This window comes from Vibrio floridensis, assembly GCF_021852965.1.
GTDB classification, from domain to species: Bacteria; Pseudomonadota; Gammaproteobacteria; order Enterobacterales; family Vibrionaceae; genus Vibrio; species Vibrio floridensis.
Map to the genome: position 1 here is coordinate 92,677 of NZ_JAKGCY010000006.1, position 14,758 is coordinate 107,434.

The 14,758-nt window shown below is 46.5% G+C and carries 11 protein-coding genes; 6 read left to right on the forward strand and 5 right to left on the reverse strand.

Annotation, left to right across the window (positions count from 1 at the left end; translation table 11 throughout):
* The gene (gene pgeF, locus LZU85_RS11480) at nt 1–717 is read left to right on the forward strand and encodes a peptidoglycan editing factor PgeF (RefSeq protein WP_176298057.1); all 717 of its coding nucleotides are present in this window, start codon (nt 1–3) and stop codon (nt 715–717) included.
* A 117-nt stretch (nt 718–834) separates the two neighbouring features.
* Complete coding sequence (gene clpB, locus LZU85_RS11485) at nt 835–3,408, forward strand: ATP-dependent chaperone ClpB (RefSeq protein WP_176298056.1); 2,574 nt, start codon at nt 835–837, stop codon at nt 3,406–3,408.
* 101 nt (nt 3,409–3,509) lie between these two features.
* On the opposite strand, the gene ppx is transcribed toward clpB, so the two are convergent.
* A complete protein-coding gene (ppx, locus tag LZU85_RS11490; protein WP_237287130.1) occupies nt 3,510–5,009 on the reverse strand; it encodes an exopolyphosphatase in 1,500 nt (499 codons plus the stop codon).
* Entirely contained in the window at nt 4,993–7,095 is a 2,103-nt protein-coding gene (gene ppk1 / locus LZU85_RS11495; protein ID WP_176298054.1) for a polyphosphate kinase 1, read from the reverse strand. Before ppk1 ends, ppx begins: the two co-directional genes overlap by 17 nt.
* Nucleotides 7,096–7,293: 198 nt before the next feature.
* Between ppk1 and LZU85_RS11500 the strand changes: the two genes are divergently transcribed.
* From LZU85_RS11500 to phoU, 4 genes are read left to right on the forward strand one after another with little or no spacing between them, the layout of a single operon-like run.
* Nucleotides 7,294–9,486: an ABC transporter permease subunit gene (locus LZU85_RS11500; protein WP_237287131.1), complete on the forward strand. Its 2,193-nt coding sequence runs from the start codon at nt 7,294–7,296 to the stop codon at nt 9,484–9,486.
* Between the two features lie 27 nt (nt 9,487–9,513).
* Nucleotides 9,514–11,184, forward strand: coding sequence for a phosphate ABC transporter permease PstA (gene pstA, locus LZU85_RS11505; RefSeq protein ID WP_237287132.1), 1,671 nt, complete (start codon nt 9,514–9,516; stop codon nt 11,182–11,184).
* Between the two features lies 1 nt (nt 11,185).
* A complete protein-coding gene (gene pstB / locus LZU85_RS11510; RefSeq protein WP_176298051.1) occupies nt 11,186–12,004 on the forward strand; it encodes a phosphate ABC transporter ATP-binding protein PstB in 819 nt (272 codons plus the stop codon).
* 25 nt (nt 12,005–12,029) lie between these two features.
* The gene (gene phoU / locus LZU85_RS11515) at nt 12,030–12,728 is read left to right on the forward strand and encodes a phosphate signaling complex protein PhoU (protein WP_176298050.1); all 699 of its coding nucleotides are present in this window, start codon (nt 12,030–12,032) and stop codon (nt 12,726–12,728) included.
* 3 nt (nt 12,729–12,731) lie between these two features.
* Here the strand turns inward: phoU and LZU85_RS11520 are convergent, their stop codons facing one another.
* The 3 genes from LZU85_RS11520 to LZU85_RS11530 form a co-directional block, all read right to left on the reverse strand.
* The gene (locus LZU85_RS11520; RefSeq protein ID WP_176298049.1) at nt 12,732–13,205 is read right to left on the reverse strand and encodes a hypothetical protein; all 474 of its coding nucleotides are present in this window, start codon (nt 13,203–13,205) and stop codon (nt 12,732–12,734) included.
* A 129-nt stretch (nt 13,206–13,334) separates the two neighbouring features.
* Nucleotides 13,335–14,009: a hypothetical protein gene (locus tag LZU85_RS11525; protein ID WP_237287133.1), complete on the reverse strand. Its 675-nt coding sequence runs from the start codon at nt 14,007–14,009 to the stop codon at nt 13,335–13,337.
* Between the two features lie 58 nt (nt 14,010–14,067).
* Entirely contained in the window at nt 14,068–14,688 is a 621-nt protein-coding gene (locus tag LZU85_RS11530; RefSeq protein ID WP_237287134.1) for a hypothetical protein, read from the reverse strand.
* Between the last annotated feature and the right edge of the window lie 70 nt (nt 14,689–14,758).

Here is a 14,758-nt window from a genome sequence, read left to right on the forward strand (position 1 = left end):
ATGATTATCCCCAACTGGCCAGCGCCTAAGAATGTCAAAGCATTATCGACGACTCGCCAAGGTGGCTATTCGACGGACGTTTACGCTGGTTTGAACTTAGGCACACATGTTGGGGATGATTTTTCAATAGTAATGAGAAATCGTCAATGGTTAGCCGAACAGGCTCAGATGCCGAGTGCACCGATTTGGCTCAATCAAACTCATTCCACGACGGTGATGGAAGCCACAGTTCCAACCGAAGTAATCCTTGATGCTGATGGGGTTTTTACCCATTCTTCTGGTGTCGTTTGCAGTGCGATGACTGCCGATTGTTTACCCGTTTTAATCACCAATACCTCAGGGACACAAGTTGCAGCCGTGCATGCTGGCTGGCGTGGTTTAGCGGGTGGAATCGTTGAGGAAGCACTTCGTCAATTTTCACAAGATGTGCTGATTTGGCTTGGTCCTGCGATCGGTCCTCAGGCTTTTGAAGTCGGAGACGATGTGGTGGAGGCCTTTTGTCAACAACACCCTCAAGCAGTGAATGCGTTTTCTGCTCATACCACACCAAACAAGTGGTTGGCAGATATGGATCAGTTAGCGCGTATTCGTCTCTCTTCAATTGGGGTTGAGGCGATTTACTCTTCTAATTTGTGTACCTATCAAGATTCACGCTTCTATTCTTACCGTCGCGAAGGTGTCACTGGGCGTCAAGCGAGCTTTATCTGGTTTGACTAACGTCAGTTTTATTTTACCGAGCGTTAGTTTTTAATTCCCCCTTGAAAAACGATTTTTGCGTAGCCATCTTTCATACTGATTAAAGAATTTACTTCAGTTGAGGTTAGGAAGGTAGCTATGCGTCTTGATCGATTTACCAGCAAATTTCAAATCGCTATCTCTGATGCACAATCATTGGCGTTAGGGCGCGATCATCAATACATTGAACCTGTTCACTTAATGGTGGCGCTGCTTGATCAAAACGGCAGCCCTATTCGTCCACTGCTGACCATCTTAAATGTGGATGTCACTCACCTACGTTCAAAACTCAGCGAAATGCTGGATCGCTTACCCAAAGTGAGCGGTATTGGTGGTGATGTACAGCTCTCCTCAGCCATGGGCGCGATGTTTAACCTGTGCGATAAGATTGCGCAAAAACGCCAAGATGCTTACATCTCATCTGAAATCTTTTTGCTCGCAGCAATCGAAGATAGAGGACCACTTGGTCAGCTCTTCAAAGAACTTGGCTTAACTGAACAGAAAGTGAGTCAAGCTATCGAGCAAATTCGCGGTGGTCAAAAAGTGAATGATCAAAATGCGGAAGAACTTCGCCAAGCGTTAGAGAAATTTACCATTGATCTGACGGAACGTGCAGAGCAGGGCAAACTAGACCCTGTGATTGGTCGTGACGATGAAATTCGTCGCACCATCCAAGTATTGCAGCGTCGAACCAAAAACAACCCCGTGATCATTGGTGAACCAGGTGTCGGTAAAACCGCCATTGTTGAAGGTTTAGCACAACGCATCATCAACAACGAGGTGCCTGAAGGTCTGCGTGGTCGCCGAGTGTTGTCACTCGATATGGGCGCGTTGGTGGCTGGAGCGAAGTACCGTGGTGAGTTTGAGGAGCGACTTAAATCGGTATTGAATGAGTTGTCTAAAGAAGAAGGCAATATCATCCTCTTTATTGATGAGTTGCATACCATGGTTGGTGCAGGTAAAGGCGAAGGTTCGATGGATGCAGGCAATATGCTCAAACCCGCATTGGCACGTGGTGAGTTACATTGTGTGGGTGCCACGACACTCGATGAGTATCGTCAGTATATCGAGAAAGATCCAGCACTTGAGCGCCGCTTCCAAAAAGTGCTGGTGGATGAGCCAACAGTGGAAGACACCATTGCGATTTTGCGTGGTTTAAAAGAGCGCTATGAGCTGCACCATCACGTTGAAATTACCGATCCTGCGATCGTTGCTGCGGCCAGTTTGTCGCATCGCTATGTTTCTGATCGTCAATTACCGGACAAAGCGATCGACCTCATCGACGAAGCCGCATCCAGTATTCGCATGCAGATCGATTCTAAACCCGAAGCTCTGGATAAGTTGGAGCGCAAAATCATCCAACTCAAGATAGAGCAACAGGCGCTGAGTAATGAACACGATGAAGCGAGTGAAAAACGTCTGCGCTCACTTAACGAAGAGTTGAATGAGAAAGAGCGTGAGTTTGCTGAGTTAGAGGAAATTTGGAACGCGGAAAAAGCCGCGCTGTCTGGCACTCAGCATATTAAAGCGGCGTTAGAGCAAGCACGCATGGATATGGAGTTTGCAAGACGAGCGGGGGATCTTAGCCGCATGTCTGAGCTTCAATATGGCCGTATTCCAGAGCTTGAGAAGCAACTTGACCTAGCAACGCAAGCAGAAATGCAGGAAATGACCTTGTTGAAAAACAAAGTCACCGATAATGAAATTGCGGAAGTGCTTTCTAAGCAAACGGGTATCCCTGTCTCCAAAATGCTTGAAGCAGAAAAAGAAAAACTACTTCGCATGGAAGAGGTGCTGCATAAACGCGTTATTGGGCAGAAAGAGGCGGTGGAAGTTGTTGCGAATGCAATACGTCGCAGCCGCGCTGGCTTGTCCGATCCCAATAAACCGATTGGTTCGTTCTTATTCTTAGGTCCAACCGGTGTGGGGAAAACGGAACTGTGCAAAACGTTGGCGAATTTCATGTTCGACAGTGAAGATGCCATGGTGCGTATCGACATGTCCGAGTTTATGGAGAAACACTCAGTGGCACGCTTAGTCGGTGCACCTCCTGGCTATGTGGGTTATGAAGAAGGTGGTTACTTAACGGAAGCCGTTCGACGTAAGCCTTATTCAGTAATTTTGCTCGACGAGGTGGAAAAGGCGCATCCTGATGTGTTCAACATCCTGCTGCAAGTCTTGGATGATGGTCGATTGACGGATGGACAAGGTAGAACAGTGGATTTCCGCAATACCGTGGTCATCATGACATCAAACCTAGGCTCCAGCCGCATCCAAGAAAACTTCGCTATGTTGGATTACCAAGGCATCAAAGAACAAGTGATGGAAGTGGTGACCAAGCACTTCAGGCCGGAGTTTTTGAACCGTGTTGATGAGACAGTGGTCTTCCACCCACTTGGTCAAGATCATATTAAGTCGATCGCAGCGATTCAACTTAACCGCTTGGCGAATCGCATGGAAGAGCATGGCTATCAGTTGGAAGTGTCTGATAAAGCGCTCGAATTGATCGCACAAGTTGGTTTTGACCCGGTTTACGGAGCAAGACCATTGAAACGAGCGATTCAGCAAAGTATCGAGAACCCACTGGCGAAATCTATTTTGGCGGGCTCGGTGCTACCGGATAAGAAAATACAGCTTATCGTGAGTAACGATCAGATTGTTGCTCATCAGTAGCTGAGCATTCTCCCAAGAGAAAGGCTTTGCTCCTGTGACTAATCACCAGAAACCCCACTTAACACGTGGGGTTCTTTCATTTATCGAAGCGATTTTGGGGATTATTTAAGCTCCAGTTTCCAATTCACTTGTGACCAACGTTCTTGCTCACTTTGTAAGTCGGCAGAAAGCAATTTGTTGTTCTCTAACCAATCTTTGTCTTTGCCACTGAGTAACCAATGATCATCGTTCACGTCCAAAGTAAATTCTGGCAGTGGATCATCGTTGCGCTGACCATTGATGAGAATGGCAAGGCGCAAAAGGCGAATCAGATTGATCACTTGTTCTCTAGTGTAGAGATGGAACTCGGGCAATTCGGTAAGTTTGAGCGATTTACGCTGATAGCGTGTGAGTGAAGCAAGCAACAGTTGTTGCTCGCTGTTAAAGCCCGGCATGTTGGTGTGTTGTAAGATGTAGGCTGAATGGCGATGAAAACCACGCAGACTGATGCTCAATCCGACCTCATGAAGGAGAGCTGCCCATTCCAGTAAGTGGGCCAACTCACTCTCACGGATTATGCCCAACTTTTTATGTGCTTGTTCAAGCAGTTCACCGGCCAAGCCTTTTACACGTGCAGCATGTTCCAAATCCACCAAGTGCTTCTTAGCTAAGTTCTCGGTTGTTCTCATACGCAGATCTGAACGTGCAAAGCCCGTTTCCATTTCATAGAGTAAACCTTCACGAAGCGCACCGTCAGAATAGTGCATTTCTGACAATTTTAGCGTCTGGAAAACCGCCATCAGAATGGCGACGCCAGCTGCAAACACGGGTTTTCGCTCATCGGTGAGGCCTGTTAGTTGAATGTCATCGATGGTGTCAAAGTTACACAGCATTTCGATCAAAGTGCCGAGCCGATTTTGGGTAATAATGCCATCTTCAAAACCCAGACCAACGAGGACTTCATGAATCGCTTTAATAGAGCCTGACGAACCATAGGCTATTTCCCAACCTTTCTTACGATACTGACTGGCGATGGATTCCAGTTTCTGTTCACCCGCAGTGATCGCTTTGTTGATGTTCTTTTTGGTAATTTTCCCGTTGGAAAAGTAACGACTGGTGAAGCTGACACAGCCCATTTGCTTACTGTTGAGTAGCTCCGGTTCAAAATCGCGACCGATGATCAGTTCGGTGCTGCCACCGCCAATGTCAACCACCAACTTAGAGGAGACTTCTAGTTGTGTGTGTGCAACACCCAGATAGATCAAACGCGCTTCTTCTTCTCCCGGAATAATTTCGATGGGGAAGGGGAGGACTTGTTTAGCGCGTTGTAAGAACAGATGGGCATTGTGTGCTTGGCGTAGAGTATGCGTGGCCGCAATGCGAACATTCTCTGGTTCAAACCCTTGCAGTCGTTCGGCAAACATCGCTAAGCATTCGAGCCCTCGTTCCATTGCCGAATGGCTCAGATTCATTTCGCTATCTAATCCATCAGCAAGGTACACACGTTGCTTATGGCGGCTAATTAATTGCAGATCTTCATCGACGACTTTGGCAACCACCATATGAAAACTGTTGGAGCCTAGGTCGATAGCGGCAATATCTCGACTATTGGTTGTTGTCATTCGGTTCTACTTGCCCCTTTTGCTTGCGCGTATGTTTCTCAACATTTTTAAGATAGTCGTAGATGGCTATCTGAGAACGTATTTTTTTGCGATTGCCGCGTTCAACATAATTATTGCTCATCTCTTTGTCGATGCGGCGTGCCTTCACTGTATCAGTAAATTGGATGTTGAGAATATCGATAATGCGCTGTTTGATGCGTGTATCACGCACTGGAGACATGACTTCAATACGGTTATCGATGTTACGCTCCATCCAGTCGGCAGAAGAGATATAGACTAACGGTTCTCCATCGTTATGGACAACCAACACGCGTGGGTGTTCTAAGAATCGATCAATGATACTGATGATTTCAATGTTTTCACTGATTCCTTCTAACCCTGGAACCAATGAACACATACCGCGAATGATCATGCGAATTTTCACCCCAGCGCTGCTGGCCGCATAAAGTTTACTGATCAGTCCTTTATCAACCAGATTATTCACCTTGAGGGTAATGGTGGCTTTTTTCCCAGCTTGGGCGTTGTGGATTTCGTTGTCCAATAGCCGATAAAGTTGTGAGCGAGAGTTCCGTGGTGAGACGATCAAGTGGCGAAACTTTATTGGGCGGAAAGGATTCATTATGTAGGCAAATACGCCGCGTACTTCCGCCGCGAGTTCTTGATCGGCGGTGAGCAGAGAGAAGTCGGTGTAGATACGGGCTGTTCGCTCGTGGAAATTACCGGTACCAATATGCGCGTAGCGCACGAAATCGTCTTCTTCACGTCGCGTTATCAATAATAATTTGGCGTGGATCTTCATTCCTGGTACACCAAAAATAACGTGCACGCCCGCATCGGTTAGGCGTTTTGACCATTCAATATTGGCCTCTTCATCAAAGCGTGCTTGTAGCTCAACGACCACGGTGACTCGCTTGCCGTTATGCACCGCATCGATCAATGAGTTCATTAAGCGTGAATTCTTCGCAACGCGATAAACGTTGATTTTGATGCTGACCACCTTGGGGTCGAATGAGGCTTGACGCACCAGCTCCGTAATATGCTCAAAGCTGTGATAAGGGTAGTGCAGGAGAATATCTTGATTGCGAATGGCATCAAATGCGTTGGCGTAGCCTTCAAAATCAGCGCAGGCCAATGGTGGCAGCGGTTTGTTCTCCAAGTAGTCGCGTCCAACGTTTGGAAAGGCGATAAAGTCTTTGAAATTGTGATAACGACCGCCAGGAATCAAACTGTCGTAGTGAGAGATTTTGAGCTTAAAGCAAAGGTACTTCAGCATCTCTTCAGGCATTTCTCGCTCGTAAACAAAACGCACGGGCAACGCAGTGAGTCGTTGGCTTAGGCCTTCAGACATCTGCTCTAGCAAGCTGTATTCAACTTCATGACGCAAGTCGTACTCGGCATCTCGGGTCATTTTCATTGCATAGCCATTGAGTTCGTCGTAGTCAAAAAAACCACGGAAGATATCGTTAAGGCAAAAGCGAATGATGTTGTCGAGCAAGATAATGGTTTTCTTACGTTTGCCTTTTTGCTCTGGCACCATAATGAAGCGAGGAAGGTGATCGGTGGGGATTTCCAGCAAGGCATATTTGGCCTGTTCTTGTTGTTTCAACTCCACAGCGATGTACGCATACTCGTCTTTCAAAAACTGCAGGACGTCAATTTCATCGGTCAACATCAGCGGAGTGATGTGAGGCAATACTTCTTTCTGGAAATATTTGACGATCCATTTTTGTTGAGCCTCATCGAGTTGGCTTTCGTTGACGAGAAAAATATGCCGTCTTGCCATATCTCGGATCAGTTCATTGTAAAGTTCATCAAAGCGTTCGTTGAGTTTTAAGGCTTTGCTCTGCATCTTTGACAACAAGTGCTTTGAAATGTCGTTGCCACCTTGCTCTCGATTAATCAAAATCCGGCGTTTTACATCCGAAAATCGCACTTTGTAAAACTCATCCAAGTTATTGGAGAAGATACCAAGAAAGCGAATGCGCTCAATGAGCGGCACGGTTTTATCGGCGGCTTCTTGTAATACCCGTTCATTGAATGACAGCCAGCTAAGCTCTTTTTCTATATAGAATTTATCCGCACTCATAAATTGGCCTGACGTTGATCATGTAATTAAAAATGGACTCAATAAGGAGGCACAGTATGTGTTTTTTGTTACAGATTTATTTCATACCATGACTATCATAATAGTTGTATTATTTTCATATGGTTAATGTGATCTGTAATATAATTGTCATCTTAACGAAATATTATGTCAGCACGTCAAAAAGGGTAGAAAAATTCGATGGCCAGAGCCGAATTCACATTGCAGACCAGAGACAAGTCGAGATTGTTAAAAGATCGCTTGGTTCGCATGGCGGTAACCTGTGGTGGTGTTGGCGTATTGGCAGCGTTGGTGCTGATTTTTGTCTACCTTGCTATGGTGGTTTTGCCGCTTTTTTCTGACGCCAAGTTGGAGCCTAACAAGCTCTCCATGCCTATCGCTGTGGAAAAGCCTTTGGCGTTGGCTGTTGATGACTATGGCCTCCGAGCCTTAACTATTACGCAACAAGGCCGTTTAACGTTTTGGCAGTTAGACAATGCGAAACCTATTTTGGACGTATCCATCACAGAACAGCCAGTTGCGTTTGCACAAAGTATAGCAGCATTGGATACGTATGGTTTTGTGACTCAGCAAGGTCAAGTGACGCTCTTTAAACCGCGTTTTAACAGCTCACTGGCACAGAATGTTCAGCCGCCAGAAGTTGAGTTTTACCGCCCGACCTATGATTTTCAAATCGCAGCGCAAGGTGCTGATGTTGAGCGATTTGCTTTTAGCAGTACACAATCCTCACCGACGTTAGTGTGGTTGATGCGAGATGGTACCTTAAAGACGCGTTGGACACAGAATGTGAATGGCGAATCGACACAAATCGATTTTCAGTTTCCATCACAAATCCCACATGTGGATCAGTTGCTGATTACGCCGGATGGGGAAACGATATATCTACGTACTGCTTCCGAACTGATGGTCGCGAAGAAACGTGACCGCACGTTTTATGTTCGAGAAGTGGTGGATTTAACATTGGGGGACAAAAAGCACTCGGTCCGCAATATGGTTTTACTGGCAGGTGCTTACTCACTGCTTGTGACGCACGATGATGGCCGAGTTTCGCAATGGTTTGATACCCGGCAAGAGAAGAAGCGACAACTCACTCACATACGTGATTTTAAATTGGCCTCAGAAGTACAATTTTTGCTCCCCGATACACACCGTAAAGGCTTTTACAGTTTTTACACCAATGGCACATTACAAAGTCATTATACGACCAGTGAAAAGCTGGCGCTCTTTTTGAGAGCGTATAGCCAAGCGCCACAATTGGCAGCCATGTCGAATAATGAACAATTCTTGCTGACTTACTTTCCCGGGCGATTAAGTTTAGCGACGGTGGACAACCCTTATCCGGAGATCTCTCTTTCTTCGTTGTGGCAAAAAGTATGGTACGAAGGTTACCCTGAACCTGAGTTTGTTTGGCAATCAACGTCAGCGAACGATGACTTTGAAGCGAAGTTCAGCCTTGTTCCTATTGCATTTGGCACCATCAAGGCGGCTTTGTTTGCCATGCTGTTCTCGGTACCGATCGCGGTATTAGGGGCTATTTACACCGGTTATTTTATGGCACCGAAAATGCGCCGTATCGTTAAACCTTCCATCGAATTGATGGAGGCTATGCCAACGGTGATCATTGGTTTTCTTGCCGGCTTGTGGTTTGCGCCGATTGTTGAGCAGCATTTGATCAATGTTGTGACTTTGATGGTGGTATTGCCGTTAAGTACCGTGGTAGTTGGTGCGGGCTGGATGCTCCTTCCTTCTGCTTGGCGGCATAAAGTTCCTAATGGTTGGCATGCCGTGATCTTAATGCCAAGCATGGTGCTAGTGGTGATGATGGGAGTAGAATTTGCTCCCGGACTAGAGTCATTGTTGTTTGAGGGTGATATTCGTCTGTTTCTGTCGCAGCATGGGATCGGTTTCGATCAAAGGAATGCCATGGTGGTGGGATTAGCGATGGGCTTTGCGGTGATCCCGACGATTTTTACCATCGCAGAAGATGCGATTTTCTCCGTGCCTAAGCATCTCTCTGATGGTTCTTTGGCGCTGGGCGCGACAGCGTGGCAAACGCTCACTCATGTGGTGATTCTCACCGCGAGCCCGGGAATTTTTTCTGCCATCATGATGGGGCTTGGGCGTGCTGTTGGCGAAACCATGATCGTTTTAATGGCGACTGGAAACACGCCGCTAATGGATTGGAATATTTTGGAAGGGATGCGCACCTTATCTGCGACCATTGCGGTTGAGTTGCCGGAATCAGAAGTAGGCAGTTCGCACTTCCGATTATTGTTTTTAGCCGCCCTATTGCTGTTTGTTTTCACCTTCGCCGTCAACTCGCTGGCCGAGTGGGTACGCCAAAGATTAAGAGATAAATATCGTGCGCTGTGATCATAGTCGAATGTTGGGAGAGCTAGCGTGCTGAAATGGATTCGTTCAGGAGCACCGTGGATTTGGCTGACAGGGGGAGCGGTCAGCATCAGCTTGCTTTCGGTGTTGGCACTGCTGCTTTTGATTGGTTGGAAGGGGCTTAATTACTTCTGGCCTGCGCCTGTCTATCAGTGGACGATAGTAAAAACCTCACCTCAGTTGTCGCCACAAACATCGGTTGGAAGCCGTGTGATTGGCCAGGTTTATCAGCGAAACCAAGTGGACTATTCGCAACTGCCGCCATCTTTACAGGCTATTGTGCAAGACGAGCAAGAAGCGGTGCGTTTGAAAATCAAAGTGGCGAATCGAGGTTTGTATCCCTCCGAATTTATTTCGGTGTTGGAGTCGCAACTCAGTGAACCCACAACTCCGGAAGAGATTGTTGTGTTTGAACGCAGCAGTGGCGGCGATTTCTATGGCCGATACTTAGCGTTTCGTGATGGCGATATACAGACCGACGAGAATATCTTCCCATTGTTGCGAGACAAGCTCGAATACGCTGAACGTTTACGTGAAGAAATTGCGCTGGTGGTTGAGCAAAACATCAAACCGTTAAGTTGGAAATTGGAACAGCTCCGTCTTGATAAGCGACGCAAAGAGCTCAATGGCACGTTGAGTGCCGAGTATTTGCAGCAATATCAAGCGGAACGTGAACACTATGAACAGGAGTTAGCCAACTACGACCAGCAGCTTGACGGATTACGTTTGCAACTCACGGGTTACACGCTACTGGTGGAAGAAATGGGTGGCAATGTGGTTTCTATTCCTCTCAGTGAAATTTTGGATTTTTGGCAGCCAAACAAAATGAAGGTTGGCGATAAAATTGTGCACTGGGGGAGAGAAATTTGGAAATTCCTCTCAGAAAATCCGCGAGATTCCAACTCGGCAGGTGGTGTTTTTCCTGCCATATTTGGTACTGTGTTCCTTGTGTTGATCATGTCGATTATTGTGATGCCGCTGGGGGTTATTGCTGCCATCTATCTGCATGAGTACGCCAAAAATAACGCTTTTACACGAGTCATCCGTATCGCGGTCATTAATCTTGCCGGTGTGCCTTCCATTGTGTACGGCGTTTTTGGCTTAGGCTTTTTTGTTTACACCATCGGTAGTTCAATTGATAACCTGTTTTATGCAGAGCGCCTTCCTGCTCCAACCTTTGGTACACCTGGGCTGTTGTGGTCTGCACTGACCTTAGCCGTATTGACGCTGCCCGTGGTCATTGTGACCACAGAAGAGGGCCTAACACGTATTCCCAGCTCGGTTCGTCACGGTTCACTTGCGCTCGGAGCGACGCAATTTGAGACATTGTGGCGAGTGGTGTTGCCGATGGCGACCCCTGCCATCATTACTGGGTTGATTCTGGCCATCGCCCGTGCAGCTGGGGAAGTAGCACCATTAATGCTGGTGGGTGTGGTTAAGCTTGCGTCCAGTTTGCCTGTGGATGGACAGTTTCCGTACATTCATCTTGAACGTAAGTTTATGCACCTTGGCTTTCATATTTACGATGTGGGCTTCCAAACGTCGAACATCGAAGCAGCGCGACCACTGGTGTATGCCACGTCCTTTTTGTTGGTGACGGTCATTGTCGGCTTGAACTTAACGGCCATCAGTATCCGCAATAATTTACGCGAAAAATATCGAACATTGGGGCAAGACTAAGATGTATTCTTTCAATGACACATTGGGCTATCACGCCCCTTTAGATGTGAATAATCTGCCTGACGATAAAACGGCCATTACGATTGAGAACTTGGATCTGCACTATGGTCAAAGTCAGGCACTGTACGACATTTCGATGCGCATTCCCAAAGGGAGAGTGACGGCATTTATCGGTCCGTCAGGTTGTGGTAAGTCAACGTTGCTGCGTTGTATTAATCGCATGAACGATCTGGTCGAAGGTTGCAAAGTGACAGGCAGCGTAAAACTGTATGGCAGCAATGTTTATGATCCTAGTGTTGATGTGGCGACGTTAAGGCGTCGAGTCGGCATGGTATTTCAGAGGCCCAACCCATTTCCAAAGTCCATTTATGAGAACGTCGTGTATGGGTTGCGACTGCAAGGAGTAAAAAATAGTCGCACATTGGATGACGCCGTTGAGCGTTCACTTCGTTCTGCGGCGCTGTGGGACGAGGTGAAGGATCGTCTACATGAAAATGCCTTTGGTCTCTCTGGTGGGCAACAGCAGCGATTGGTGATTGCCCGTGCCATAGCCATAGAGCCAGAAGTGCTGCTTTTAGATGAACCGACCTCTGCTTTGGATCCTATATCAACTTTAACAATTGAAGAGCTTATCAACGACCTCAAGACTCAATATACTGTCGTGATTGTTACTCATAACATGCAGCAAGCCGCACGAGTGAGCGATTACACCGCGTTCATTCATATGGGGAAACTCATAGAATATTCCGATGCAGATACCATCTTTACCTCACCGATGAAAAAGCAAACGGAAGACTACATCACTGGCCGTTACGGTTAGTCAAACACAAACAATAAGGATCATTATGCATTTCGGGCGTCATATTTCTGGGCAGTTTAACGTTGAGCTTGAATCTATCCGCACCCACGTATTGACCATGGGTGGACTGGTTGAACAGCAACTCTCTTTTGCTATGCAGGCGCTGCACAATGATGATCTCGATTTGGCGAAGCGCGTGGTGCGCGATGATCATAAAGTCAATGCGATGGAAGTGTCGATTGACGACGCGTGTACCCGCATCATTGCGAAACGTCAGCCAACGGCCAAAGATTTGCGTTTGATTATGGCGATTATTAAGACCATTACGGATCTAGAACGCATTGGTGATGTAGCAACCAAAATGGCCTACGTGGCAATCGAGAGTCCTTCCTCGAAAGAACGTCAGTTTAATGTTTCGCTAGAGCCACTCGCTCGTCAAGCGATTCAAATGCTCCATTTAGTGCTAGATGCGTTTGCTCGAATGGATGTTGATGCCGCAGCTGAAGTGCACAAGATGGATGACAAAATTGATGCGGAATATGAGGCGGTAATTCGTCAGCTCATGACCTATATGATGGAAAATCCGAAGAACATTCCCAACATCCTTCAGGTGATGTGGTCGGCTCGTGCGATTGAGCGAGTGGGGGATCGTTGTCAAAATATCTGCGAATACATTATCTACTTTGTCAAAGGCAAAGATGTGCGTCATCTGGGCGATCAAGGCATCAATGACGCACTTAAGTAGTGTTTAGAAGCGTAAACCAAAACCGAGATTAAAGTTGGGTGACGTGTCGGCAGGAATGAATGTGGTGTTTATATCAAACACGTCAACTTCGAAACCGGCGCGTAAAAACAAATGTTGGTTCGCTTGGAACACGTAATTGGCGCTAATACTGACACCGTGTGTGTTTTTGTGCTCATTGAAGAAACTCCCATCATATTTGGCTAATCCAAGGCTTGCTTGGAAACCTTGCTGCTTGGACTCACCCAACATTTGTTGTATTCCAGCACGATACGAGTAAATCTCTTCATCGTAAGCTCTGCTTTCATAACGAGTTTTTGCCACTTCCGCAAAGACAGCATCAAAGCCAAGTACATCACTCATACCCAATTGAATACCTGCACCTTTATAGGGGCCTAACTTGAGATCTGGAGAAATCGTGATTCCTGCAAATGCAGTCGAACAAATAAGTGAAGAGAGAATTATCGCCATCTTTTTCATGATATTACCCAAAAGTTGATTGTATGAAGATGGAGTTCCATTCCTGTATGCGGCTATATTAGTGATTAAGTTTGTCCATGCATAAGTCGTAATCATTATCTATTTAATAACCTATGCTTATCATGACGACTAAAACGAAATACTTCCGCCCACCGTCCAGTTCACACTGGTGTTTTGGCTTCCGTAATAGGTACCATTAGGACTTAAAATAGTGGCCTTAAGATAAGGGTAAATTGTCCATATTGAGCGCATGGTGCCGATTGAGAACTCCCATTCATTGGCGTGCCCCTGATTAAAGTCGATCATGTCTGAGCGATCAATGGCGTAATGATGTTCGTATCGGCCAGTAAGGTAGATATGCTGAAAGTAGTGAGCCGCTGAGGCATATATCGAATATTTGTCAGAATCATCTACGGTAATCCAAGTGAAGCCGTTGCGCGTAAACTCCCCAGTGATGCCCATTTTAATTGAATAGTCATCAAAGCGACGTGTGGTTGAAAAATCTAAAAAATGGCTTTTGGTTTTCACCCCATCAACTTCTAGCATGTCATTCATCAGCCAATCATTTTCCAAGCCAAACTCGTAGTAGGCATTAGTGGTCCATTTTGATGACAAGCGATGTTGATAACCAACGCCAACGCCTAACCATTCATTACTATCTGTGCCAATGTACAAATAGCTTTGTTCGGTGATGGCGGCAGATACACTGAGTTCAATTAAGTCCTTTTCAATTGAAACATTAAAGCCCGCTTGAACTGCTTCACTAATAATTAAGCAGCAAAAGGCCATTGCTTTTTTGCTCATGAAAATACCTGTTCAGAGAGAGGCTCCCACAATGGGAGCCAAAGAAAAGGAGAAGACGTTATTGGTTGATTCGCGCGCGAATCGTATCTCTTACTGCTTGACGGTCCAACTTAGGTTTTGCTGCTTCAAGTGCTGGAGCGATACCACCCTTAACGGTGTCACCACCGACATAAATAACATCGCCGTTATGGAAGATCGCGAAACTGCCAATGTGTTCACCGGACGTCACTCTTCGAACCCAATAGACGTTGCCATCTTTATCTTGAACAGTAAATTCATTGCTAATCCAATGTTCACGTGAAATTGTGTACTCATTACCATTGGCGTCGGTAATTTTATCGCCGTCGATCACGTAAGAGTAAAGCGGTGAGTTCCACATCGGGGGTTGCTCAGGGTCATTCCAAGTTGGTGGCAAACGATCGGGCGTATTAGTATCGTCAGTTGGGCCTCCCCATAGTGGTGGCTGGCGATCTGGGGTATTACCATCGTCAGTTGGGCCTCCCCATAATGGCGGCTGGCGATCCGGAGTGTTTACTGCGTCTTCTGGTGAGTGCCATACTGGTGGAAGTCGATCAGGTGTCGCTTCTGTACCTGAATGGCCAGCGTTGTTGGCGCTAGAGGAACAACCAGCTAAAACAAGTGAGCTAGTAATGACCAGCGACATCAGTGATTTTTTCATATCAATACCTACAATCTTGAAGTTGGGCTCACGGCTAATGAGCAAACGGGATTCGTCTAATCCTTCAGCA

Bases quoted from the DNA above. Each gene is read 5' to 3' on its own strand.
- pstB (WP_176298051.1), top strand. From the start codon at position 11,186: ATGTATTCTTTCAATGACACATTGGGCTATCACGCCCCTTTAGATGTG.
- LZU85_RS11520 (WP_176298049.1), bottom strand. From the start codon at position 13,205: ATGAAAAAGATGGCGATAATTCTCTCTTCACTTATTTGTTCGACTGCA.
- LZU85_RS11500 (WP_237287131.1), top strand. From the start codon at position 7,294: ATGGCCAGAGCCGAATTCACATTGCAGACCAGAGACAAGTCGAGATTG.
- pgeF (WP_176298057.1), top strand. From the start codon at position 1: ATGATTATCCCCAACTGGCCAGCGCCTAAGAATGTCAAAGCATTATCG.
- ppk1 (WP_176298054.1), bottom strand. From the start codon at position 7,095: ATGAGTGCGGATAAATTCTATATAGAAAAAGAGCTTAGCTGGCTGTCA.
- LZU85_RS11530 (WP_237287134.1), bottom strand. From the start codon at position 14,688: ATGAAAAAATCACTGATGTCGCTGGTCATTACTAGCTCACTTGTTTTA.
- LZU85_RS11525 (WP_237287133.1), bottom strand. From the start codon at position 14,009: ATGAGCAAAAAAGCAATGGCCTTTTGCTGCTTAATTATTAGTGAAGCA.
- phoU (WP_176298050.1), top strand. From the start codon at position 12,030: ATGCATTTCGGGCGTCATATTTCTGGGCAGTTTAACGTTGAGCTTGAA.
- clpB (WP_176298056.1), top strand. From the start codon at position 835: ATGCGTCTTGATCGATTTACCAGCAAATTTCAAATCGCTATCTCTGAT.
- ppx (WP_237287130.1), bottom strand. From the start codon at position 5,009: ATGACAACAACCAATAGTCGAGATATTGCCGCTATCGACCTAGGCTCC.